The 20,207-nt window shown below is 67.3% G+C and carries 21 protein-coding genes; 19 read left to right on the top strand and 2 right to left on the bottom strand.

The window, feature by feature from the left end; translation table 11 throughout:
- Positions 1-64 precede the first annotated feature (64 nt).
- From ACTJKF_RS00680 to ACTJKF_RS00670, 3 genes are all read left to right on the top strand, one after another.
- Positions 65-823, top strand: coding sequence for a dimethylarginine dimethylaminohydrolase family protein (locus ACTJKF_RS00680; RefSeq protein WP_440621617.1), 759 nt, complete (start codon positions 65-67; stop codon positions 821-823).
- Between the two features lie 100 nt (positions 824-923).
- Positions 924-1,388: an Lrp/AsnC family transcriptional regulator gene (locus ACTJKF_RS00675; protein ID WP_440621616.1), complete on the top strand. Its 465-nt coding sequence runs from the start codon at positions 924-926 to the stop codon at positions 1,386-1,388.
- Between the two features lie 139 nt (positions 1,389-1,527).
- Positions 1,528-3,060 carry an amino acid permease gene (locus tag ACTJKF_RS00670; RefSeq protein WP_440621615.1) on the top strand — a complete coding sequence of 511 codons (1,533 nt, stop codon included), beginning with the start codon at positions 1,528-1,530 and terminating at the stop codon, positions 3,058-3,060.
- Positions 3,061-3,164: 104 nt separating this feature from the next.
- Here ACTJKF_RS00670 and ACTJKF_RS00665 read toward each other — a convergent pair whose 3' ends face one another.
- Both ACTJKF_RS00665 and ACTJKF_RS00660 read right to left on the bottom strand, forming a co-directional pair.
- Entirely contained in the window at positions 3,165-3,890 is a 726-nt protein-coding gene (locus ACTJKF_RS00665; RefSeq protein WP_440621614.1) for a glutathione S-transferase, read from the bottom strand.
- 127 nt (positions 3,891-4,017) lie between these two features.
- A complete protein-coding gene (locus tag ACTJKF_RS00660) occupies positions 4,018-4,350 on the bottom strand; it encodes a cupin domain-containing protein (protein WP_440621613.1) in 333 nt (110 codons plus the stop codon).
- 267 nt (positions 4,351-4,617) lie between these two features.
- Between ACTJKF_RS00660 and leuC the strand changes: the two genes are divergently transcribed.
- The 16 genes from leuC (at position 4,618) to ACTJKF_RS00580 (ending at position 20,199) form a co-directional block, all read left to right on the top strand.
- Positions 4,618-6,027, top strand: a complete 1,410-nt coding sequence (gene leuC, locus ACTJKF_RS00655; protein WP_440621612.1) for a 3-isopropylmalate dehydratase large subunit — start codon at positions 4,618-4,620, stop codon at positions 6,025-6,027.
- A 3-nt stretch (positions 6,028-6,030) separates the two neighbouring features.
- Positions 6,031-6,177, top strand: a complete 147-nt coding sequence (locus ACTJKF_RS00650) for an entericidin A/B family lipoprotein (RefSeq protein WP_039319030.1) — start codon at positions 6,031-6,033, stop codon at positions 6,175-6,177.
- Positions 6,178-6,242: 65 nt separating this feature from the next.
- Positions 6,243-6,893, top strand: a complete 651-nt coding sequence (gene leuD, locus ACTJKF_RS00645) for a 3-isopropylmalate dehydratase small subunit (protein WP_440621610.1) — start codon at positions 6,243-6,245, stop codon at positions 6,891-6,893.
- Between the two features lie 75 nt (positions 6,894-6,968).
- On the top strand, positions 6,969-8,036 hold the full coding sequence (gene leuB / locus ACTJKF_RS00640; protein WP_440621609.1) for a 3-isopropylmalate dehydrogenase: 1,068 nt from the start codon (positions 6,969-6,971) through the stop codon (positions 8,034-8,036).
- Between the two features lie 130 nt (positions 8,037-8,166).
- On the top strand, positions 8,167-8,286 hold the full coding sequence (locus ACTJKF_RS00635; RefSeq protein ID WP_082089636.1) for a 3-isopropylmalate dehydrogenase: 120 nt from the start codon (positions 8,167-8,169) through the stop codon (positions 8,284-8,286).
- An 82-nt stretch (positions 8,287-8,368) separates the two neighbouring features.
- Entirely contained in the window at positions 8,369-9,490 is a 1,122-nt protein-coding gene (gene asd / locus ACTJKF_RS00630; RefSeq protein WP_440621608.1) for an aspartate-semialdehyde dehydrogenase, read from the top strand.
- Between the two features lie 364 nt (positions 9,491-9,854).
- Positions 9,855-11,951, top strand: coding sequence for a FimV/HubP family polar landmark protein (locus ACTJKF_RS00625; protein WP_440621607.1), 2,097 nt, complete (start codon positions 9,855-9,857; stop codon positions 11,949-11,951).
- Positions 11,951-12,763 (top strand): tRNA pseudouridine(38-40) synthase TruA, encoded by an 813-nt coding sequence (gene truA / locus ACTJKF_RS00620; protein ID WP_440621606.1) that lies wholly within the window; start codon positions 11,951-11,953, stop codon positions 12,761-12,763. The genes ACTJKF_RS00625 and truA overlap by 1 nt, the downstream gene beginning before the upstream one ends.
- A complete protein-coding gene (locus ACTJKF_RS00615) occupies positions 12,760-13,461 on the top strand; it encodes a phosphoribosylanthranilate isomerase (protein WP_440621823.1) in 702 nt (233 codons plus the stop codon). Before truA ends, ACTJKF_RS00615 begins: the two co-directional genes overlap by 4 nt.
- Positions 13,462-13,516: 55 nt before the next feature.
- Positions 13,517-14,710 (top strand): tryptophan synthase subunit beta, encoded by a 1,194-nt coding sequence (trpB, locus tag ACTJKF_RS00610; RefSeq protein ID WP_440621605.1) that lies wholly within the window; start codon positions 13,517-13,519, stop codon positions 14,708-14,710.
- 9 nt (positions 14,711-14,719) lie between these two features.
- Positions 14,720-15,571: a DNA-methyltransferase gene (locus tag ACTJKF_RS00605; protein ID WP_440621604.1), complete on the top strand. Its 852-nt coding sequence runs from the start codon at positions 14,720-14,722 to the stop codon at positions 15,569-15,571.
- Positions 15,572-15,659: 88 nt separating this feature from the next.
- On the top strand, positions 15,660-16,475 hold the full coding sequence (trpA, locus tag ACTJKF_RS00600) for a tryptophan synthase subunit alpha (protein WP_440621603.1): 816 nt from the start codon (positions 15,660-15,662) through the stop codon (positions 16,473-16,475).
- Between the two features lie 64 nt (positions 16,476-16,539).
- Positions 16,540-17,412 carry an acetyl-CoA carboxylase, carboxyltransferase subunit beta gene (accD, locus tag ACTJKF_RS00595; protein WP_440621602.1) on the top strand — a complete coding sequence of 291 codons (873 nt, stop codon included), beginning with the start codon at positions 16,540-16,542 and terminating at the stop codon, positions 17,410-17,412.
- A 100-nt stretch (positions 17,413-17,512) separates the two neighbouring features.
- Positions 17,513-18,823, top strand: coding sequence for a bifunctional tetrahydrofolate synthase/dihydrofolate synthase (gene folC, locus ACTJKF_RS00590; RefSeq protein ID WP_440621601.1), 1,311 nt, complete (start codon positions 17,513-17,515; stop codon positions 18,821-18,823).
- A 29-nt stretch (positions 18,824-18,852) separates the two neighbouring features.
- Positions 18,853-19,698, top strand: a complete 846-nt coding sequence (locus tag ACTJKF_RS00585) for an SPOR domain-containing protein (RefSeq protein WP_440621600.1) — start codon at positions 18,853-18,855, stop codon at positions 19,696-19,698.
- Positions 19,699-19,704: 6 nt separating this feature from the next.
- A complete protein-coding gene (locus tag ACTJKF_RS00580) occupies positions 19,705-20,199 on the top strand; it encodes a CvpA family protein (protein ID WP_440621599.1) in 495 nt (164 codons plus the stop codon).
- The last annotated feature ends 8 nt before the right edge of the window (positions 20,200-20,207 follow it).

The raw sequence follows: 20,207 nt of genomic DNA, 5'->3' as shown, positions 1-20,207 counted from the left end.
TGGTCCGGACACAACGCAGCTGCCCCGTGCGCCGCACGGGGGCAGCGTGACCATGGAGAAGTCGATGCAATTCACGCAAGCGATCGTTCGCCGTCCCGCGCCGTCCTGTGGCGCGGGTCTCACCACCGCCACGCTCGGCGTGCCCGACTACGACAAGACGCTCACGCAATTCCACGCATACTGCGATGCGCTGCGCGGGCTCGGCGTCGCGCTGACCGAGTTGCCGCCGCTGGACGCGTTTCCCGATTCGCATTTCGTCGAGGACGTCGCCGTCGTCACGCCCGAATTCGCGGTCATCACGCGACCGGGCGCTCCCGCGCGGCGGGGCGAGACGGTGCACATCGAAGCGGCGCTCGGCGCGCATCGCGACCTGCTGCCGATGCAGGACGGCCGTCTCGACGGCGGCGACGTGATGCTGGTCGGCAAGCATTTCTACATCGGCCTGACGGGCCGTACCGACGCCGCAGGCATTGCCGCGTTCGAATCGCTGGTGTCGCGCTATGGCTATTCTGTCGTCGCCGTGCCGGTCGGCGCTGGCCTGCACCTGAAGTCGGTCGTCAACGCGCTGGACGACGACACGCTGCTCGTGACCGACGCGCTGGCCGCGCATCCGGCGTTCGCCGACTATCGCCGGATCGCGATCTCGGCCGCCGACGAATACGCGGGCAACACGCTGCGCGTGAACGGCACGCTGATCACGCCGGCAGGCTATCCGCGCGTGCACGATGCGATTCAGTCGCTCGGGCTGCCGCTGCACGTGATCGACACGAGCGAGTTCCGCAAGATGGACGGCGGCCTGACCTGCCTGTCGCTGCGGTTCTAGCCGATTGGCGCGCGGCCGCTTCGGCCGGATAATGTGGCCCCGCGCGGCACCGGAGGAGACACGCCGCGCACGAGCCACGACCCGACCGGAGCGAACGCGGATGACCGACAAGAAGATGCAGCTCGACAAGATCGATCTCCGGATCCTCGACATCCTGCGCACCGACGGCCGGATTTCGTACCGGAAGCTGTCGGAGCGCGTGAACCTCACGCCGCGTCCGTGCCAGGCGCGCGTGGAGCGCCTCGAAGCGCTCGGCGTGATCGAAGGCTATCGCGCGGTGATCAAGGCGCCGCGCGCGACCAAGCCGATCGTCGTGATCGCGCAGATCGTGCTGGCCGATCACGGGCGGTCGCAGGCGCCGTTCGAGGACGAGATGCGGAACAACCCGGCGGTGCTCGATTGCTGGCTCGTCAGCGGCACGTTCGATTTTCTCGTGCGGCTCGCGTGCGAGGATCTCGACGAGTACCGGCGGATCGCGAACGTGTGGCTGGAAAGCCCGCGATTCCGGATCGAGAAGATCGTGACGACGGCCGAGCTGCAGGCGATCAAGCGCGGCGTCGTCTGACGCGGCCGTGCGCGTCCGGGCCGGTGGCGGCGGACGCGTGGCCTGGCGGGCAGGACTGGTTTTCGACGCGAATAACCGGGTCTATCGATTGGTATTCCGAATCAATTCGAGTGGCCCCAATCCAATCAGGGTGAACACTATGGATGCTTTGCAAGCGGCAGCGGAAACGGCTGCGCCGTCCGGGACGGCGCTCAAGCGCCGGCTGCAGAGCCGCCACATCGCGATGATCGCGATCGGCGGCTCGATCGGCACGGGGCTGTTCGTCGCGTCGGGCGCGTCGGTCGCGCAGGCGGGGCCGGGCGGCGCGATCGCCGCGTATGTCGCGATCGGGCTGATGGTCTATTTCGTCGTCACCGGGCTCGGCGAGATGGCCGCGCTGATGCCGGTGTCGGGCTCGTTCGCGATCTACGGCGAGAAGTACGTCGACGAAGGCTTCGGCGTCGCCCTCGGCTGGACCTACTGGTACAGCTGGGCCGTGACGATCGCGATCGAGCTGGTCGCCGGGCAGATCGTGATGCGCTACTGGTTTCCGGCCGTGGCGGGCGTGTGGTGGGGCGCCGGGTTCCTCGTGCTGATCTTTCTGCTGAACACGTTGTCCGTGCGAGGCTTCGGCGAATCGGAATACTGGTTCTCGCTGATCAAGGTCGTCACCGTGATCGCGTTCATCGCGGCGGGGCTGCTGATCGCGGCCGGCCTGCTCGGCAGCGGGCATCCGGTCGGCTGGCGCAACTTCCGGATGGGCGACGCGCCGTTCGTCGGCGGCGTGCACGCGATGATGAGCGTCGCGCTGATCGCGGGTTTCTCGTTTCTCGGTACCGAGCTGGTCGGGATCACGGCCGGCGAATCGGAAAATCCGCGCAAGACGATCCCGCGCGCGGTGAAGCAGATCTTCTGGCGGATCATGCTGTTTTACGTACTCGCGATCTTCGTGATCGGCCTGCTGGTGCCGTACACCGATCCCAACCTGCTGAAGAGCGACGTGACCGACATCGGCGTCAGCCCGTTCACGCTCGTATTCAGCCATGCGGGTTTTCCGCTGGCGGCGGGTGCGATGAATCTCGTGATCCTGACGGCCGTGCTGTCGGCCGGCAATTCCGGCACGTATGCGGCCACGCGGATGCTGTACAACCTCGCGGCGGAAGGCCGTGCGCCCGCGATGTTCGCGACGCTGTCGGCGGGCGGCGTGCCGCGCAACGCGCTGTACGCGACGATGGCGGTGGGCGGGCTGTGTTTCCTCACGTCGCTGACCAACAACCAGCGCATCTATCTGTGGCTGCTCAATACGGTCGGCATCACCGGCTTCATCGCGTGGCTCGGTATCGCGGTCTGCCATTACCGGTTCCGCAAGGGCTTCCTGAAGCAGGGCTACCGGCTCGATCAGTTGCCGTACCGCGCGAAGTGGTTCCCGTTCGGGCCGCTGTTCGCGATCGCGATCTGCATCGTGATCTCGCTCGGGCAGGACTACCAGGCGTTCTTCGCGGCCCGCATCGACTGGATGGAAGTGCTGTCGATCTATGTGTGGATTCCGCTGTTCGTCGCGATCTGGTGGGCGTATCGCCGCGTGCGCAAGAGCCGGCTCGTGCGGTATGAGGAGATGGATATCGGGCCGTGGCTCACGCGCTCGGTCGAGGCCGTCGATGCGGCCGTCACGCAGCACGGGCCGCCGCGCTGAACGTCGGACGGCAAATACCCAGGAAGGGGCCGGCTTGCGCAAGGCAGCCGGCTCCGGCGCGGCGAGCATGACGAGACGCGGGCGGGCAGCATGCCGGGCCGCCGCTACTTGTCCAGCTCCGGGTAGTGCCGGAAGATCCCCATGTCGTTGAACGGGATGCGGCGCGCCGACGCGAGATAGCGCGCGACGGGCGGATGCGCCGCGACGCGGTCGTGCAGGCCGACGAGCCCGGCGACCTTGCGCTCGGCGCGCTTCATTGCCTTCGGGAACGCATAACGCAGTCCTTCGATCAGCTGGAACATCGACAGGTCTGCGTAGCTGAGCGCGCTGCCGGCGATATAGCCGCTCTTGTGCGGATTCTGCCCGAGCACGCGATCGAAGTAGCCGAGGAACTTCGGCAGCCGATGCGCGAGGAAATCGGCTGCGCGCTCGGCGGCCTCGGCCTTCTGGTCCTCGTAGTAAAGGCCGCTGCCGATCGGGTGATGCGTGTCGTGGATCTCGGTGACGAAATCGGCGACGGTCAGCTGGAGTTGATGCACCCACAACCGTCCGGCTTCGTCGTCGGGCGCGAGCCCGAGCCGCGCGCCGAGAAACAGCAGGATGTTCGCGGTCTGCCCGACGACCACGTCGCCGGCCTTCAGGAACGGCGGCGCGAACGGCACGCATTCGGCCTTCGTGCTGTCCATCAGGCGCATCATCGCCGCCACGCCCATGCCGCGCCCCGATTCGCGCGCGACGTCGACATAGTCGGCCTCGGCCGCCTCGAGCGCGAGCCGCACGTATTCGCCGCGGCCCTGGATCTCGGGCCAGTAATGGAGTTCGTATCGCATGCAGTGCTCCTGTCCGGTCGATGCGTCAGGCAATGCCCGCATCGTGATGGCGGGGAGGGCGGCCGTGTGCCGCCCGTTGCGAATAGACAGTCTAGGAAATCGTGCGGGACGTGCCGGGCTTGCCGCGTCATGCGCCGGGTTCGCCGCGCTCGCCGCCCTCGGGGCCGTAGAAGAACACCCAGGTCGAGAAGTCGTCGGAGAAGCCTACGAAGCGGTGCGCCGCGAATGCGGGGACGAACAGCACGTCGCCGGCCGCGATGCCGCATTCGCGCCCGTCGACGACGAACCGCGACGTGCCGGCCGCGATCACGTAGACCTCGTCACGCGTATGCGGCGCCTGCAGGTCCTCGCCACGCGGCCGGTACAGCTCGATGTCGAGCGTGCCGTGGCGAAACAGCGTCGTGAACAGCGTGCCTTCATCGTCGAGGCGGGCGAGCGATTCGTTGATGCCGAGCTTCATCGTCGTGGGCTCCAGGTCCGGATCGTGGGGACGTGCGTCGTTTCATCGTATGCCGGATTCGGGCTCGGGGCGAACGTCGCGATCGCCGCGCGCGCGCGCCCGGTGCGCGTCCCATTTGGCTGGTAATGCCGATACAGGTATTGGCACTACCAGCCAAACCACTGTTTTTAATGGGTTTTTTCTCGTCGGGCCTGCGCCGCGGCGCATTCTGCGTGGCATAATCGATCGCACCAGTAAGGCTTGTAGTCACAACGACCCCGCATACCCATGGCACAGACTCTCTACGACAAACTGTGGAATACCCACGTCGTCCACACCGAGGACGACGGCACGGCATTGCTCTACATCGACCGTCAGCTGCTGCACGAAGTCACGAGCCCGCAGGCGTTCGAAGGGCTGAACGTCGCGCACCGCCCGGTGTGGCGCATCAGCGCGAACCTGGCCGTGTCGGACCACAACGTCCCGACCACGGATCGCAGCCACGGCATCGCCGATCCTGTCTCGAAACTGCAGGTCGACACGCTCGACGCGAACTGCGACGCGTTCGGCATCACGCAGTTCAAGATGAACGACGTGCGCCAGGGCATCGTGCACATCATCGGGCCGGAGCAGGGCGCGACGCTGCCGGGCATGACGATCGTGTGCGGCGATTCGCACACGTCGACGCATGGCGCGTTCGGCGCGCTCGCGCACGGCATCGGCACGTCGGAAGTCGAGCACGTGCTCGCGACGCAAACCTTGCTGCAGAAAAAGAGCAAGAACATGCTGGTGAAGGTCGAGGGCACGCTGCCGCGCGGCTGTACCGCGAAGGACATCGTGCTCGCGATCATCGGCAAGATCGGCACGGCAGGCGGCACGGGCTACGCGATCGAATTCGGCGGCTCGACGATCCGCGCGCTGACGATGGAAGGCCGGATGACCGTCTGCAACATGGCGATCGAAGCCGGCGCGCGCGCGGGCATGGTCGCCGTCGACGACACGACGATCGACTACCTGCAGGGCCGCCCGTTCGTGCCGACCGGCGCGGAGTGGAACCAGGCCATCGAGTACTGGCGCGAATTCAAGTCCGACGAAGGCGCGCAGTTCGACCGCGTCGTCGAGCTGAACGCGGCCGAGATCGTCCCGCAGGTCACGTGGGGCACGTCGCCGGAAATGGTCACGTCGATCGACGGTCGCGTGCCGGATCCCGAGCGCGAGAAGGATCCGGTCAAGCGCGACGCGATGGAACGCGCGCTGGCCTACATGGCGCTCGAGCCGAACACGCCGATCGAGTCGATCAAGGTCGACAAGATCTTCATCGGTTCGTGCACGAACGCACGCATCGAGGACATCCGCGCGGCCGCGTACGTCGTGAAGAAGCTGAACCGTCGCGTCGCATCGAACGTGCGGCTCGCGATGGTCGTGCCGGGCTCGGGCCTCGTGAAGGCGCAGGCCGAGCGCGAAGGGCTCGACAAGGTGTTCACGGATGCGGGCTTCGAATGGCGCGAACCGGGCTGCTCGATGTGCCTCGCGATGAACGCCGACCGGCTCGATCCGGGCGAGCGCTGCGCCTCGACGTCGAACCGCAACTTCGAAGGCCGGCAGGGCGCGGGCGGCCGCACGCACCTGGTGAGCCCCGCGATGGCGGCGGCGGCGGCGATCGAAGGCCATTTCGTCGACATTCGCAAGCTGGGGTAACGCGTGACGGCATCGAAGCTCATCGCGCGGCTGGTTGCCGCGCTGGCGCTCGCAGGGCTGGGCTTCGGCCTTGCGGGCTGCAATACCGTCCGAGGCTTCGGCGAGGACGTCAACGCCGCCGGCAACGCGCTCCAGCGCGCCGCGGATTGATGCCTGTCGAGAATTTGTCGATGTGCGCCGGCTGACTGCCGGCCCTTCAACCGGATAGACGGATCATGGAAAAATTCAATGTGCATACCGGCGTCGTGGCGCCGCTCGATCGCGAGAACGTCGACACCGACGCGATCATCCCGAAGCAGTTCCTGAAGTCGATCAAGCGCACGGGCTTCGGCCCGAACGCGTTCGACGAATGGCGTTACCTCGACCACGGCGAGCCGGGCCAGGACAACTCGAAGCGCCCGCTGAACCCAGACTTCGTGCTGAACCAGCCGCGCTACCAGGGCGCATCGGTGCTGCTCGCCCGCAAGAACTTCGGCTGCGGCAGCTCGCGCGAGCACGCGCCGTGGGCGCTGCAGCAGTACGGCTTCCGCGCGATCATCGCGCCGAGCTTCGCCGACATCTTCTTCAACAACTGCTACAAGAACGGGCTGTTGCCGATCGTGCTGACCGAGCAGCAGGTCGATCACCTGTTCAACGAGACGGTCGCGTTCAACGGCTTCGAGGTGACGGTCGACCTCGACGCGCAGGTCGTGCGCACGGGCGACGGCCGCGAGTATCCGTTCGAGATCACCGCGTTCCGCAAGTACTGCCTGCTGAACGGCTTCGACGACATCGGCCTCACGCTGCGCCACGCGGACAAGATCCGCCAGTTCGAAGCCGAACGGCTCGCGAAGCAGCCGTGGCTCAACAACAAGCTGGTCGGCTGAGATTGCCTCCGGGCGGGCGCGCATGACGCGCGCTCGCCGATCTGCCACCACCTTCTACCCAGTCAGGAATAACGCATGAAGATTGCAGTGCTGCCCGGCGACGGCATCGGTCCGGAAATCGTCAACGAAGCGGTCAAGGTGCTGAACGCACTTGGCGAAAAATTCGAACTCGAGCAGGCGCCGGTTGGCGGCGCGGGCTACGAGGCCAGCGGTCATCCACTGCCGGACGCGACGCTTGCGCTCGCGAAGGAAGCAGACGCGATCCTGTTCGGCGCGGTCGGCGACTGGAAGTACGACTCGCTCGAGCGCGCGCTGCGCCCCGAGCAGGCGATCCTCGGGCTGCGCAAGCATCTCGAGTTGTTCGCGAACTTCCGCCCGGCGATCTGCTATCCGCAACTCGTCGACGCGTCGCCGCTTAAAGCCGAACTGGTCGCGGGTCTCGACATCCTGATCGTGCGCGAGTTGAACGGCGACATTTACTTCGGCCAGCCGCGCGGCGTGCGTGCGGCACCGGACGGCCCGTTCGCCGGCGCGCGCGAAGGCTTCGACACGATGCGCTATTCGGAACCGGAAGTGCGCCGCATCGCGCACGTCGCGTTCCAGGCCGCGCAAAAGCGCGCGAAGAAGCTGCTGTCGGTCGACAAGTCGAACGTGCTGGAGACGTCGCAGTTCTGGCGCGACATCATGATCGACGTGTCGAAGGAATACGCGGACGTCGAGCTGTCGCACATGTACGTCGACAACGCGGCGATGCAGCTCGCGAAGGCGCCGAAGCAGTTCGACGTGATCGTGACGGGCAACATGTTCGGCGACATTCTGTCGGATGAAGCGTCGATGCTGACGGGCTCGATCGGCATGCTGCCGTCGGCGTCGCTCGACAAGAACAACAAGGGCCTGTACGAGCCGTCGCACGGTTCGGCGCCGGACATCGCGGGCAAGGGCATCGCGAACCCGCTGGCGACGATCCTGTCGGCCGCGATGCTGCTGCGCTATTCGCTGAACCGCGCGGAGCAGGCCGATCGCATCGAGCGTGCGGTGAAAACGGTGCTCGAACAAGGCTATCGCACCGGCGACATCGCGACGCCGGGTTGCAAGCAAGTCGGCACGGCGGCGATGGGCGACGCGGTGGTCGCGGCGCTGTAAGCGTATGGCAAGGCGGTACGGCAGTTGATGATGAAAAGGGCGCGAACGGGCCGCTGAATTGGCCGGTTCGCGGCTCGTTCGCACACGGTTGGCCGTTGTGCGGGCAACCGGCTTTGTGTAGACTCGAATGATGGCGCTGATTTCCCTGATCTCCCCGGTCTTGAAACTCCACGGCAACATTGCCCGTGTGGGTACGCGCGCCATCGTCATCACGAAAACCATTACCACGAAAACGATCATTAAACGCTGATCGTCCGTCGTGCCCGCCTGTTTCCCCGCGCGGTCACGCCGGGGGCGGAAATGGCGGGGAAGCTCCATTCAAAGGGTTAGTCATGAACGTAGGTCTCGTAGGTTGGCGCGGCATGGTCGGCAGCGTGCTGATGCAGCGCATGCAGGAAGAAGGTGATTTCGACCTGATCGAGCCGGTGTTTTTCAGCACCAGCAACACGGGCGGCAAGGCGCCGTCGTTCGCGAAAAACGAGACCACGCTCAAGGACGCGACCAACGTCGACGAGCTGAAGAAGTGCGACGTGATCATCACGTGCCAGGGCGGCGACTACACGAACGACGTGTTTCCGAAGCTGCGCGCGGCCGGCTGGAACGGCTACTGGATCGACGCGGCGTCGTCGCTGCGGATGAAGGACGACGCGGTCATCATCCTCGATCCGGTCAACCTCGACGTGATCAAGGACGCGCTCGTCAAGGGCACGAAGAACTTCGTCGGCGGCAACTGCACGGTCAGCCTGATGCTGATGGCGCTCGGCGGCCTGTTCCGCGAGAACCTGGTCGACTGGATGACGGCCATGACGTACCAGGCCGCATCGGGCGCGGGCGCGCAGAACATGCGTGAGCTGCTGTCGCAGATGGGCGCGCTGCACGGTTCGGTGCAGGAACAACTCGCCGATCCCGCTTCCGCGATTCTCGACATCGACCGTCGCGTGCTCGCGACGATGAACAGCGATGCGATGCCGACGAGCCATTTCGGCGTGCCGCTCGCCGGTTCGCTGATTCCGTGGATCGACAAGGATCTCGGCAACGGGATGTCGAAGGAAGAGTGGAAGGGCGGCGCGGAAACCAACAAGATCCTCGGCAAGCCGGCAATGGGCGAGCCGGGTTCGATCCCGGTCGACGGCCTGTGCGTGCGGATCGGCGCGATGCGCTGCCACTCGCAGGCGCTGACGATCAAGCTGAAGAAGGACGTCCCGCTCGACGAAATCAACGGCATCCTCGCATCGGCGAACGACTGGGTGAAGGTCGTGCCGAACGAGCGTGAAGCATCGATGCGCGATCTGTCGCCGGCGAAGATCACCGGCACGCTGACGGTGCCGGTCGGCCGCCTGCGCAAGCTCGCGATGGGCGGCGAATACCTGTCGGCATTCACGGTCGGCGACCAGTTGCTGTGGGGCGCGGCCGAGCCGCTGCGCCGCATGCTGCGCATCCTGCTCGACAAGTAAGGATCGGGCCGCGCTGCGCGCCATCGGTGCGCGACGCGAAACGCCTGCCAGCCCTTCCCGGGGCGGCAGGCGTTTTTTGTTGACGGGTGCTGGCCGGCAGGCGGAAGGTGGCTGCGTGGGGCGCGGGCCGGTGTGCCAGCTGTCACCTGTCGCACTGCTGCACGGGCGCGGGCACCGACCGTCGCATCCGCCGCCGATGAATTCGGCCGGAACCTGATCGTGTGAAGTAAACTATGCGGTTACGACGCGCAGAGCCGCCGAAAGCGTCGCGTTTTGCGCGACGCTTTTGCATTTCTGCGGCGACTTTATTGACGCTTCACTACGCGAATCCGAGCCGCGCCCGCGCGCGGCGATAGAGCCTACGATGTCCCGAATTTCCTTGTTTCCGCGTCAGTCCCGTCTGTCGCGCGCCGTGCGTGGCGCACTCGCGATCCTGGCGCTCGGCGCGGCCGCGTCGGCCTGGGCGGCCGGCGCCGCTGTCGGCGAACTGCCGGCGTCCGCCGCTGGCGGCCCCGCGCCGCTCACGGTGACGGTCCAGCCGGGCCAGTCGTTGAACGATCTCGCGAAGGCGGCCACGCAGTCGCATGACCCGGGCGTGCTCGCGCGCGCCGGTCGCGCGCTGTTCGATGCCAATCCGCAGGCGTTCATGAAGCGCGACCCGAGCCGCCTGCGGGTCGGCGCGACGCTGACGGTGCCGGCGCTCGACGCAACGGGTTCGCCACTCGTGCGTGCCGGTGCGTCCGCAGCAGCGGGTGCGTCCGGCGCATCGGCAACTTCCGCTGCGCCTGCTGCGCCTGCCGCATCGAGCGCGGCCGCCGCTGCAGCCGTGCAGCATGGCGCGTCGGCGCCGCATCCGGGCTCGGCCGTGCCGATCACGCCGACCGCATCGGTCGCGCACGCGGCGCCGGTGAGTGGCGCGAGCGTCGCAGTCGCCGCAGGGGCGGCGGCTTCGCTCGGCGCGTCCGCCGTGCATGGCGCATCGACGGTCGGAACCGTTCCGTCGTCCGCGCCGGAGGCCGGCGCGAGCGGGCCGCACGTGTGGAGCGGTGCAATCCAGTCCGCGCCGTCGTCCGCGAGCGAGGCCGCTGGCCAGCCCGCGCCGGGCGGCATGGCTCAAGGCATGCATGAACCGTCCGCTGCAGCCGCTGTCGCGGCTGCGTCGCAACCGCGGCCGTCGAGCCTGCAGCAACTGCTGGCGTTGAAGAACCGCGTGCTGATGGAGCTGCAGAAGCACGGAATCGGCAAGCCGGCCACGACGAGCAACGTTGCGCCCGCGCCGGTACCGACGCCTGCTGCGCCGCGCCCCGCCGTAAATGACGCAGGGGCCTCCGCCGCCGCGTCGTCGCCGGCCGCGAGCGAAGCGGCGTCTGCTGCGGCCGCGAGTGCGGCGCAGCCGGCATCGGCACCCGTGCAGCCGGCCGTACCGGTGGCGACTGCGGCACCCGCGCGCGGTTCGGAGCAGATCGACTGGCGTCCGGCCGCGGCGGCGGGTGCCGCCGTGGTTGTGCTCGCAGCCGGGTTCGCATGGCGCAAGCGCCGGAAGGCGCGGCCAGCCGATGCGCGCGCCCCGGAATCCGGTGGATCGGCTGGTGCCGATGCCGACGCATCGCCGTTGCCCGTCGCGCCCGTCGAACCGGTGCCGCCGATCCTTCCCGAGACGCCGGTGGCCCGCGACGCGGCCACCGATGTGAATCTGGTCACGGCCGCCGCCGCAGCGGTGGAGACGCTCGGAACACATGAACCCGAGGTCGCGTCGCCATCGGAAACGATGAAGCCGCATGACGAGCAGGCAGACGCACCGTCCGAGCCCGCCGCGCCCGGCAGCGATGCAGCGCCGGTCTCGCGCGACGTGAAGCCCGTCGCGGAAGCGGCCGTGGACGAGCCGCTCGCAGCGCCCGCAGCGCCGGCGACGAACGACGCTCAGCATGCGGCGCTGATGCAGAACGCGATCAGCGCGCTCAATAGCCTCGACATGCCGTTGCCGCCGCGTACGGCCGACGAGCCGGCCGAGCAGGAAGGGCGCGCCGAAAGCGAGCAAATTGCAACTAACGGTCAATTCGAGCCGCGCCCGCCGATTGGCTTGGGCGATCTGTCACCGGAACACTCGGCCGACCAGGAGGATGAATTCGACTGGGATCCGGATGCGGCAACGCCCGCACCTCACGCGGGTGGGGTATCCGCGCCGTCGTCGCTGCCGCCGCTCGGCGGCGCGCAATTCGGTGCGCTGAAGCTGGATTTCGATCTCGACCTGCCGTCCGCGCCGGGCGCCGCATTGCCCGCGCTGACGCCGGAAGAGCTCGCGCGGATCGCGCGCAACAAGCTGGATCTCGCGTCCGAGTACGTCGAACTGGGCGACCTGTCCGGCGCACGCACGCTGCTGCAGGAAGTGGTCGACGCGAACGACGCCGCGACGCGCGACGATGCGCGCGCCTTGCTCGCCAAACTCGCGGAACAGGCGTGATGCGGATCGCGCTGGGGATTCAGTACGACGGCGCCGCGTTCTGTGGCTGGCAGGCGCAGCCGCACGGCAAGACCGTGCAGGATCGGCTCGAACATGCGCTGGCCGAGTTCGCTCGGGTGCCGCTGCACACGACGGTGGCGGGGCGGACCGATACCGGCGTGCACGGACTCGGTCAGGTCGTGCATTTCGATACGGACCTCGAGCGCGAGGTGTTCTCGTGGGTGCGCGGCACCAACGCGTTCCTGCCGTCGACCGTGTCCGTGCAGTGGGCGAAGCCGATGCCGGACACGTTCCACGCGCGTTTCTCGGCGTTCGAACGCACCTATTACTACGCGCTGTACGTGCACCCGGTGCGCTCGCCGATGCTGGCCGGCCGCGCGGGCTGGATCCACACGCCGCTCGACGACGACGCGATGCGCGCCGCCGCTGCGCACCTGATCGGCGAACACGATTTCTCGTCGTTCCGGTCGTCGGAATGCCAGTCGAAGACGCCGGTCAAACACCTGTACCAGATCGACGTGCGGCGCGCGGGCCACTTCATTCATTTCCGCTTCCGCGCGAATGCGTTCCTGCATCACATGGTGCGCAACCTGATGGGCTGCCTCGTCGCCGTCGGGCGCGGCCGCTACCCGGCGGAATGGCTCGCCGAGGTGCTGGCCGGGCGCGACCGCACGTTGGCCGCCCCCACGTTCATGGCCGACGGGCTGTACCTCGCCCATGTCGGCTACCCGGCGGAATTCGCCGTCCCGCCCGCGCAGCTCGGCAGCGTGCCGTGGAGCAGCGTCTGGGCCGATCTGGACCCGCAATCATGACGGATCACGCCATGTCTTCTTCGACTTCCGCCGCGGCCGGCCTCGCGCCGCGCACGCGCATCAAGCTGTGCGGGCTGTCGCGCCCCGAGGACGTGCTGCACGCGGCCGCGCTCGGTGCCGACGCGATCGGTCTCGTGTTCTATCCGAAGAGCCCGCGCGCGGTGTCGATCGCGCAGGCGGCCGAGCTCGCCAGCCTTGCGCCTCCGTTCGTATCGGTGGTCGGGCTGTTCGTGAACGCGACCGAAGCCGAGCTCGAGGCGGTGGTGCGCGACGTGCCGCTCACGGTGCTGCAATTCCACGGCGACGAGACGCCCGAGCAGTGCGATGCCCTCGGCCGTGCGGCGCGACTGCCGTGGTTGCGCGCGGTGCGCGTCGGCCCCTCGACGCAGCCGGCCGATTTGGTAGAATCGGCTCTTCATTATTCGAAAGCGCGCGGCCTCCTGTACGACACCCTGGTGCCGGACTACGGCGGTAGCGGCAAGGTCTTCGATTGGTCTCTTATTCCCGCAGAGCTCGCGCATCGGGCCGTTTTGAGTGGTGGCTTGAGCGCGCAAAACGTCGGTGATGCGATCCGCCAGTTGCGTCCGTTTGCTGTCGATGTCTCGAGTGGCATCGAAGTGGAGGGCGCGAAGGGCGTGAAGGATCACGCCCGGATGGCGGCGTTCGTACGCGCGGTGCGCGAAGCGGACGCCGGGTGATGCAAGCCGGTGCGGCCCCGAAAGCGGGGCGCACCGACCGATCGAGAGAGACACCATGTACAACCTTCCTGATGATCACGGCCACTTCGGCCCGTATGGCGGCGTGTTCGTCGCCGAAACGCTGATTCACGCGCTCGACGAACTGCGCACGGCGTATGAAAAATTCCGGAACGACCCCGATTTCGTCGCCGAATACGAGCGCGAGCTGAAGTATTTCGTCGGCCGTCCGTCGCCGATCTATCACGCGCAGCGCTGGAGCGAGACGCTCGGCGGCGCGCAGATCTACCTGAAGCGCGAGGACCTGAACCACACCGGCGCGCACAAGATCAACAACGTGATCGGCCAGGCGCTGCTCGCGAAGCGGATGGGCAAGAAGCGCGTGATCGCCGAAACGGGCGCCGGCCAGCACGGCGTCGCGACGGCGACGATCTGCGCGCGCTTCGGGATGGAGTGCATCGTCTACATGGGCGCCGAGGACGTGCGCCGCCAGGCCGCGAACGTCTACCGGATGAAGCTGCTCGGCGCGACGGTCGTGCCGGTCGAATCGGGTTCGCGCACGCTGAAGGACGCGCTGAACGAAGCGATGCGCGACTGGGTCACCAACATCGAAAGCACGTTCTACATCATCGGCACGGTCGCGGGCCCGCACCCGTATCCGGCGATGGTGCGCGACTTCCAGCGCGTGATCGGCGACGAGTGCAAGGTGCAGATGCCCGAACTCGCCGGCCGCCAGCCGGATGCGGTGATTGCCTGCGTCGGCGGCGGGTCGAACGCGATGGGCATCTTCTATCCGTATATCGACGATCAATCGGTGCAGCTGATCGGCGTCGAAGCAGCGGGCGACGGCCTCGACACCGGCCGTCACGCGGCGTCGCTGATCGCCGGCAGCCCCGGCGTGCTGCACGGCAACCGCACGTACCTGCTGCAGGACGACAACGGCCAGATCATCGAGACGCATTCGGTATCGGCCGGCCTCGACTATCCGGGCGTCGGCCCCGAGCACGCGTGGCTGAAGGACAGCGGCCGCGCGCAGTACGTGCCGATCACCGACGAGGAAGCGCTGAAGGCGTTCCACGACTGTTGCCGGATCGAGGGGATCATCCCCGCGCTCGAGTCGAGTCACGCGATCGCGTATGGCGTGAAGCTCGCGCCGACGTTGCCGAAGGACAAGATCCTGCTCGTCAACCTGTCGGGCCGCGGCGACAAGGACATGCATACGGTCGCCGAGCGATCGGGCCTCGCGCTCTGACCCCGACCGATGCGTGACCTGATCGAACAACCGGGCGGCGGCGCCGCGAGCGAAGCGGAGGCGGGGCAGCCCGTCGTCGCCGTGCCGTGCGTGCTGCCGTCCGGGATCGAACTGCATAACCGCGATTTCATGACCGAAGCCGCGCGCCTGCCGGATGCGTCGATCGACCTGATCGTCGCCGATCCGCCGTACGGGCTCGGCAAGGACTACGGCAACGACTCGGACAAGCGTTCGGGCGACGATTTCCTCGCGTGGACGCGCGAGTGGCTCGAGCTCGCGATTCCGAAGCTGAAGCCGAGCGGGTCGATGTACATCTTCTGCACGTGGCAGTACGCACCGGAAATCTTCAGCTTCCTGAAGACGAAGCTCACGATGGTCAACGAGATCATCTGGGACCGGCGCGTGCCGAGCATGGGCGGCACGACGCGCCGTTTCACGTCGGTGCATGACAACATCGGCTTTTTCGCGGTTTCCAGGGCGTATTACTTCGATCTCGATCCGGTCCGCATCCCGTACGACGCCGACACGAAGAAGGCCCGCTCGCGCAAGCTGTTCGAAGGCAGCAAGTGGCTGGAGATGGGCTACAACCCGAAGGACGTCTGGTCGGTCTCGCGCCTGCATCGGCAGCACGCGGAGCGCGTCGATCATCCGACCCAGAAGCCGCTGGAAATCATCGAGCGGATGGTGCTCGCAAGCTGCCCGCCGGGCGGCCGCGTGCTCGATCCGTTCATGGGCAGCGGCACGACCGCGGTGGCCTGCGCACGGCAGGGGCGCGACTTCGTCGGCTACGAGATCAACGAAAGTTATTGCGCGATCGCGCACGAGCGTGTGAACGCGCTCGCAACGCCGGCGTGCGCGTGAGTCGCGCCGCCGCATTGCCGATCGCTGCTTTGCATGGGACCGGAGTAAGCGCTAAAGCGCTAACTCCGGTCGACAAAGGAAAATTGCCATGAATCGTATCCAGCAGACCTTCGCCGCACTCGCCGAACAGGGCCGCAAGGGCCTGATCCCGTTCATCACGGCCGGCGACCCCGATCCCGCGAAGACCGTCGAATTCATGCACGCGCTCGCCGAAGGCGGCGCCGACGTGATCGAGCTCGGCGTGCCGTTCTCGGACCCGATGGCCGACGGCCCGGTGATCCAGCGCTCGTCGGAACGCGCGCTCGCGCGCGGCGTCACGCTCAAGAGCGTGCTCGCCGACGTGAAGCGCTTTCGCGAGACTGACCAGAAAACCCCTGTCGTGCTGATGGGTTATGCGAACCCGATCGAGCGCATGGGGGTCGATACGTTCGCGACCGAAGCGCAGGCGGCCGGTGTCGACGGCGTGCTCGTCGTCGACTATCCGCCGGAAGAGGCGGGCGTGTTCGCCGAGAAAATGCGCGGCGCGCAGATCGATCCGATCTTCCTGCTCGCCCCGACGTCGACCGACGAACGCATCGCCGACGTGGGCAAGATCGCGAGCGGCTACGTGTATTACGTGTCGCTCAAGGGCGTGACCGGCGCCGGAAATCTGGATGTTTCGAGCATTGCGGGTAAAATCCCGGCCATCAAGTCGCGCGTGCCGGTTCCGGTGGGCGTCGGCTTCGGCATCCGCGACGCCGAAACGGCGCGCGCGGTGGCCGAAGTGTCGGACGCCGTCGTGATCGGCAGCCGCCTGGTGCAGCTGCTCGAGAGCGCCGCGCCGGAAGGCGCCGCCGCCGCGCTGAAGACATTCATCGCCGAGCTGCGCGCCGCCCTGGACGGTGCCGGCAAGACGGCGCGATAAACACAACAGGAAGCGGGAACGGGCCGGCCGGCCCGCCCCGCCACGGAACAGGAAACCATACACGATGAGCTGGCTCGACAAACTGTTGCCGCCGAAGATCAAGCAGACCGATCCGAAAAGCCGCAAGGGCATTCCGGAAGGCCTGTGGGTCAAGTGCCCGTCCTGCGAGGCCGTGCTGTACCGCAACGACGTGGACGCGAACCTGCACGTGTGCCCGAAGTGCGACCACCACATGCGCATCGGCGCACGTGAGCGTCTCGACGGGCTGCTCGATCCGGAAGGCCGCTATGAAATCGGCCAGGAAATCGTGCCGGTCGACACGCTGAAGTTCAAGGACAGCCGCAAGTATCCGGATCGTCTGAAGGAAGCGATGGACGAAACGGGCGAGACCGACGCGATGGTCGTGATGGGCGGTGCGATCCACACGCTGCCCGTCGTCGCGGCCTGCTTCGAATTCTCGTTCATGGGCGGCTCGATGGGTTCGGTCGTCGGCGAGCGCTTCGCACGCGGTGCGCAGAACGCGCTGGAACAGCACGTGCCGTTCATCTGCTTTACCGCTTCGGGCGGTGCCCGGATGCAGGAAAGCCTGCTGTCGCTGATGCAGATGGCCAAGACCACCGCGATGCTGACGAAGCTGGCCGAAGCCAGGCTGCCGTTCATCTCGGTGCTGACCGATCCGACGATGGGCGGCGTGTCGGCGAGCTTCGCGTTCCTCGGCGACGTCGTGATCGCCGAGCCGAAGGCGCTGATCGGCTTCGCCGGCCCGCGCGTGATCGAGCAGACGGTGCGCGAGAAGCTGCCGGAAGGTTTTCAGCGCGCGGAATTCCTGCTGAAGACGGGTGCGATCGACATGATCGTCGACCGCCGCAAGATGCGCGACGAGATCGCGCAGCTGCTCGCGCTGCTGCAGCGACAGCCGGCCGACGCGCTGGCCTGATTGGCGCGACGTTGTGAACTGCGCGCGTCGCCCGGCTGAACCGCCGGGCGGCGCGTTTCGTTTTTTGGCGTAGTGGCGGTACCGATTCAGATTTGATCCGATGAGCACTTTTCCCACTCTCGACGCGTGGCTTTCGCATCTCGAACGCGCGCACCCGGTCGGCATCGACATGGGCCTGACCCGCATCGGGCAGGTCAAGGCGGCGCTGCCGCTCGAATTCGCGTGCCCCGTGATCACGGTCGGCGGCACGAACGGCAAGGGCTCGACCTGCGCGTTCCTCGAGACGATCCTCGTTCACGCGGGCTACAAGGTCGGCTGCCACACGTCGCCGCACCTGCTCGAATTCAGCGAGCGCGCGCGCGTGAACGGGCAGCAGGTCAGCGACGCCGAGCTGCTGCCGCACTTCGAAGCCGTCGAAGCGGCGCGCACGTCGCTGCCGGAGCCGGTGTCGCTCACGTACTTCGAATTCACGACGCTCGCGATCCTGCACCTGTTCGCGTCGCGCGGGCTCGACGCGGTGATCCTCGAAGTCGGCCTCGGCGGCCGGCTCGATGCGGTCAACATCATCGACACCGATTGCGCGATCGTCACGAGCATCGACATCGATCACACCGAATACCTCGGCGACACGCGCGAGAAGATCGCGTTCGAGAAGGCCGGGATCTTCCGTGCGGGCAAGCCGGCGATCTGCGGCGATCCCGCGGCGCCGAACACGCTGATCGACCATGCCGCCGCGATCGGCGCAGACTTGTGGCTGGTCGGGCGCGATTTCCGCTATGAAGCGCAGCCGGGCGCGGAGCGCCAGCAATGGAGTTATCTCGGCCGCGACAAACGCTATCCGGCGCTCGCGTATCCGGCGCTGCGCGGCGCGAATCAGCTGATCAATGCGTCGGCCGCGCTGGCCGCGCTCGAGGCGCTGCGCCCGGTGCTGCCGGTGTCCGCGCAGGACATCCGGCTCGGGCTCGCGAACGTCGAGCTGCCGGGGCGCTTCCAGGTGCTGCCCGGCAAGCCGGCGATCGTGCTGGACGTCGCGCACAACCCGCATGCGGCGGCCGTGCTCGAGCAGAATCTCGGCAACATGGGCTTCTTCCCGTACACGTACGCGGTGTTCGGTGCGATGCACGACAAGGACATCGACGGCGTGCTGCGGCATCTGAAGGGCGAGATCGACCACTGGTGCGTGACCGACCTGCCGCTGCCGCGCGCGGCGAGCGCGGAGCAGCTCGAAGCCGCGCTGCGCAAGGCCGGCGTGGAGGAGGGGGCCGATTCGAGCGTGACGCGCTTCGCGTCGCCCGCCGAAGCGTTTCGCGATGCACTAAAAAGAGCATCCGAGAATGATAGAATCGTGGTTTTCGGCAGTTTCCATACGGTGGCAGGTGTGATGGCCTACCGGAAATCGCAGCAACACTGACTGACGGGCAGTTTCGGACTCAGCCATTCATGGGAATTTTCTCCTTCGGCAAGAAAGACGACGACGCGCCCACCCGGCGCGGCGGTCGTACCGGGGCCTCCCGGAACGTGCGCACGGAGCGCACGGAACGCGTCGAGCGACGCACGCGCCGCACCGAGCGTCCGGAATCGGACGCGCTGCTCCTCGATCCGACCCTTCCTGAAAAGCAACGCGCCCGCCGGCGTCTCGTCGGCGCGATCGCGCTCGTCGTCGCCGCGGTGATCGTGCTGCCGATGGTGCTCGATTCGCACCCGAAGCCGGTGACGGACGACATCGCGATCGACATCCCGAACCGGCCTGCGCATCAGGCGGTCGCGCCGCGCGACGACGACGCGTCCGACGTGCAGGCGGGCGTCGCGCGCGACGAGCCGCCGGCCTCCGATGTCGCGGTGGCGGCGGTTCCCGCGCCTGCGGCGAAGGATGCGGCCAAGCCGGCCGCGAAACCCGATACCTCGACCGCGACGACCACGGCAAGCGTGACGCCGCCGAAGCCCGCTGCCGCGAAGCCGGCCGCGCCCGCGGCGAAGCCGGTCGCGCCGAAGCCGGCGCCCGCGGCGGTCGCGAACGCCGACGCCGCGGCCGACAGCGGCGACGCATCGTCGCCGGCATCGCCGGCCGGTGCGCGCTTCGCGGTGCAGCTCGGTTCGTTCAAGGACGACGCAACGGCGCGTTCGTGGGCCACCCAGTTGAAATCGGCGGGCGTGCCCGCATATGTCGAGCATCGCAAGCAGGCGGACGGCAGCACGGCGACACTGCTGCGTGCCGGCCCGTTTGCGGATCGCGCGGCGGCGTCCGCCGCGATCGCGAAAGTGCGCGAAGCCGGACTCACGCAGTAACGTGCGATGCTGACGGCTTTCGACTACGCTGTATTGGCGGTGATCGCGTTGTCTGCGCTGCGTGGCGCATGGCGCGGTTTCGTCTCGGAGATTTTCGGGCTGATCGGCTGGATCGCGGCGATCGTGATCGCGGCACGCTATGTCGGACTCGTGGTGCCGTACATTCCGGCGAACTGGCCGGGCGGCGCGCTGACACAGTGGGTGATCGCGTTCGCGCTGATCGTGATCGGCGTGGTGTTCGTCGCCGGTGTCGCGAACGCGCTGTTGTCGCGGATCGCGCAAGCGACGGGCCTCGGCGGAGTCGATCGCTCGCTGGGCATGATGTTCGGGCTGGTCCGCGGCTGCGTGCTGGTGGTGCTGCTGGTCGCGGCGGCCGGGCTGACCGAATTGCCCAAACAGGAATTCTGGCGCAATGCGCTATTGCGTCCTTTCGCCGAACAGGGCGTGCATGAGCTGAAGCAGCTCCTGCCCGACGGCATGGCCCAGTACGTACGCGTGTGACGACGCGG

Origin of the sequence: Burkholderia sp. 22313, assembly GCF_052045245.1 — a bacterium.
In the GTDB taxonomy this organism is placed as follows: Bacteria; Pseudomonadota; Gammaproteobacteria; order Burkholderiales; family Burkholderiaceae; genus Burkholderia.
This window is presented reverse-complemented; position numbering and strand designations above follow the sequence as displayed.

Bases quoted from the DNA above. Each gene is read 5' to 3' on its own strand.
- ACTJKF_RS00680 (WP_440621617.1), top strand. From the start codon at position 65: ATGCAATTCACGCAAGCGATCGTTCGCCGTCCCGCGCCGTCCTGTGGC.
- ACTJKF_RS00675 (WP_440621616.1), top strand. From the start codon at position 924: ATGACCGACAAGAAGATGCAGCTCGACAAGATCGATCTCCGGATCCTC.
- ACTJKF_RS00670 (WP_440621615.1), top strand. From the start codon at position 1,528: ATGGATGCTTTGCAAGCGGCAGCGGAAACGGCTGCGCCGTCCGGGACG.
- ACTJKF_RS00665 (WP_440621614.1), bottom strand. From the start codon at position 3,890: ATGCGATACGAACTCCATTACTGGCCCGAGATCCAGGGCCGCGGCGAA.
- ACTJKF_RS00660 (WP_440621613.1), bottom strand. From the start codon at position 4,350: ATGAAGCTCGGCATCAACGAATCGCTCGCCCGCCTCGACGATGAAGGC.
- leuC (WP_440621612.1), top strand. From the start codon at position 4,618: ATGGCACAGACTCTCTACGACAAACTGTGGAATACCCACGTCGTCCAC.
- leuD (WP_440621610.1), top strand. From the start codon at position 6,243: ATGGAAAAATTCAATGTGCATACCGGCGTCGTGGCGCCGCTCGATCGC.
- leuB (WP_440621609.1), top strand. From the start codon at position 6,969: ATGAAGATTGCAGTGCTGCCCGGCGACGGCATCGGTCCGGAAATCGTC.
- ACTJKF_RS00635 (WP_082089636.1), top strand. From the start codon at position 8,167: ATGGCGCTGATTTCCCTGATCTCCCCGGTCTTGAAACTCCACGGCAAC.
- asd (WP_440621608.1), top strand. From the start codon at position 8,369: ATGAACGTAGGTCTCGTAGGTTGGCGCGGCATGGTCGGCAGCGTGCTG.
- ACTJKF_RS00625 (WP_440621607.1), top strand. From the start codon at position 9,855: ATGTCCCGAATTTCCTTGTTTCCGCGTCAGTCCCGTCTGTCGCGCGCC.
- truA (WP_440621606.1), top strand. From the start codon at position 11,951: ATGCGGATCGCGCTGGGGATTCAGTACGACGGCGCCGCGTTCTGTGGC.
- ACTJKF_RS00615 (WP_440621823.1), top strand. From the start codon at position 12,760: ATGACGGATCACGCCATGTCTTCTTCGACTTCCGCCGCGGCCGGCCTC.
- trpB (WP_440621605.1), top strand. From the start codon at position 13,517: ATGTACAACCTTCCTGATGATCACGGCCACTTCGGCCCGTATGGCGGC.
- ACTJKF_RS00605 (WP_440621604.1), top strand. From the start codon at position 14,720: ATGCGTGACCTGATCGAACAACCGGGCGGCGGCGCCGCGAGCGAAGCG.
- trpA (WP_440621603.1), top strand. From the start codon at position 15,660: ATGAATCGTATCCAGCAGACCTTCGCCGCACTCGCCGAACAGGGCCGC.
- accD (WP_440621602.1), top strand. From the start codon at position 16,540: ATGAGCTGGCTCGACAAACTGTTGCCGCCGAAGATCAAGCAGACCGAT.
- folC (WP_440621601.1), top strand. From the start codon at position 17,513: ATGAGCACTTTTCCCACTCTCGACGCGTGGCTTTCGCATCTCGAACGC.
- ACTJKF_RS00585 (WP_440621600.1), top strand. From the start codon at position 18,853: ATGGGAATTTTCTCCTTCGGCAAGAAAGACGACGACGCGCCCACCCGG.
- ACTJKF_RS00580 (WP_440621599.1), top strand. From the start codon at position 19,705: ATGCTGACGGCTTTCGACTACGCTGTATTGGCGGTGATCGCGTTGTCT.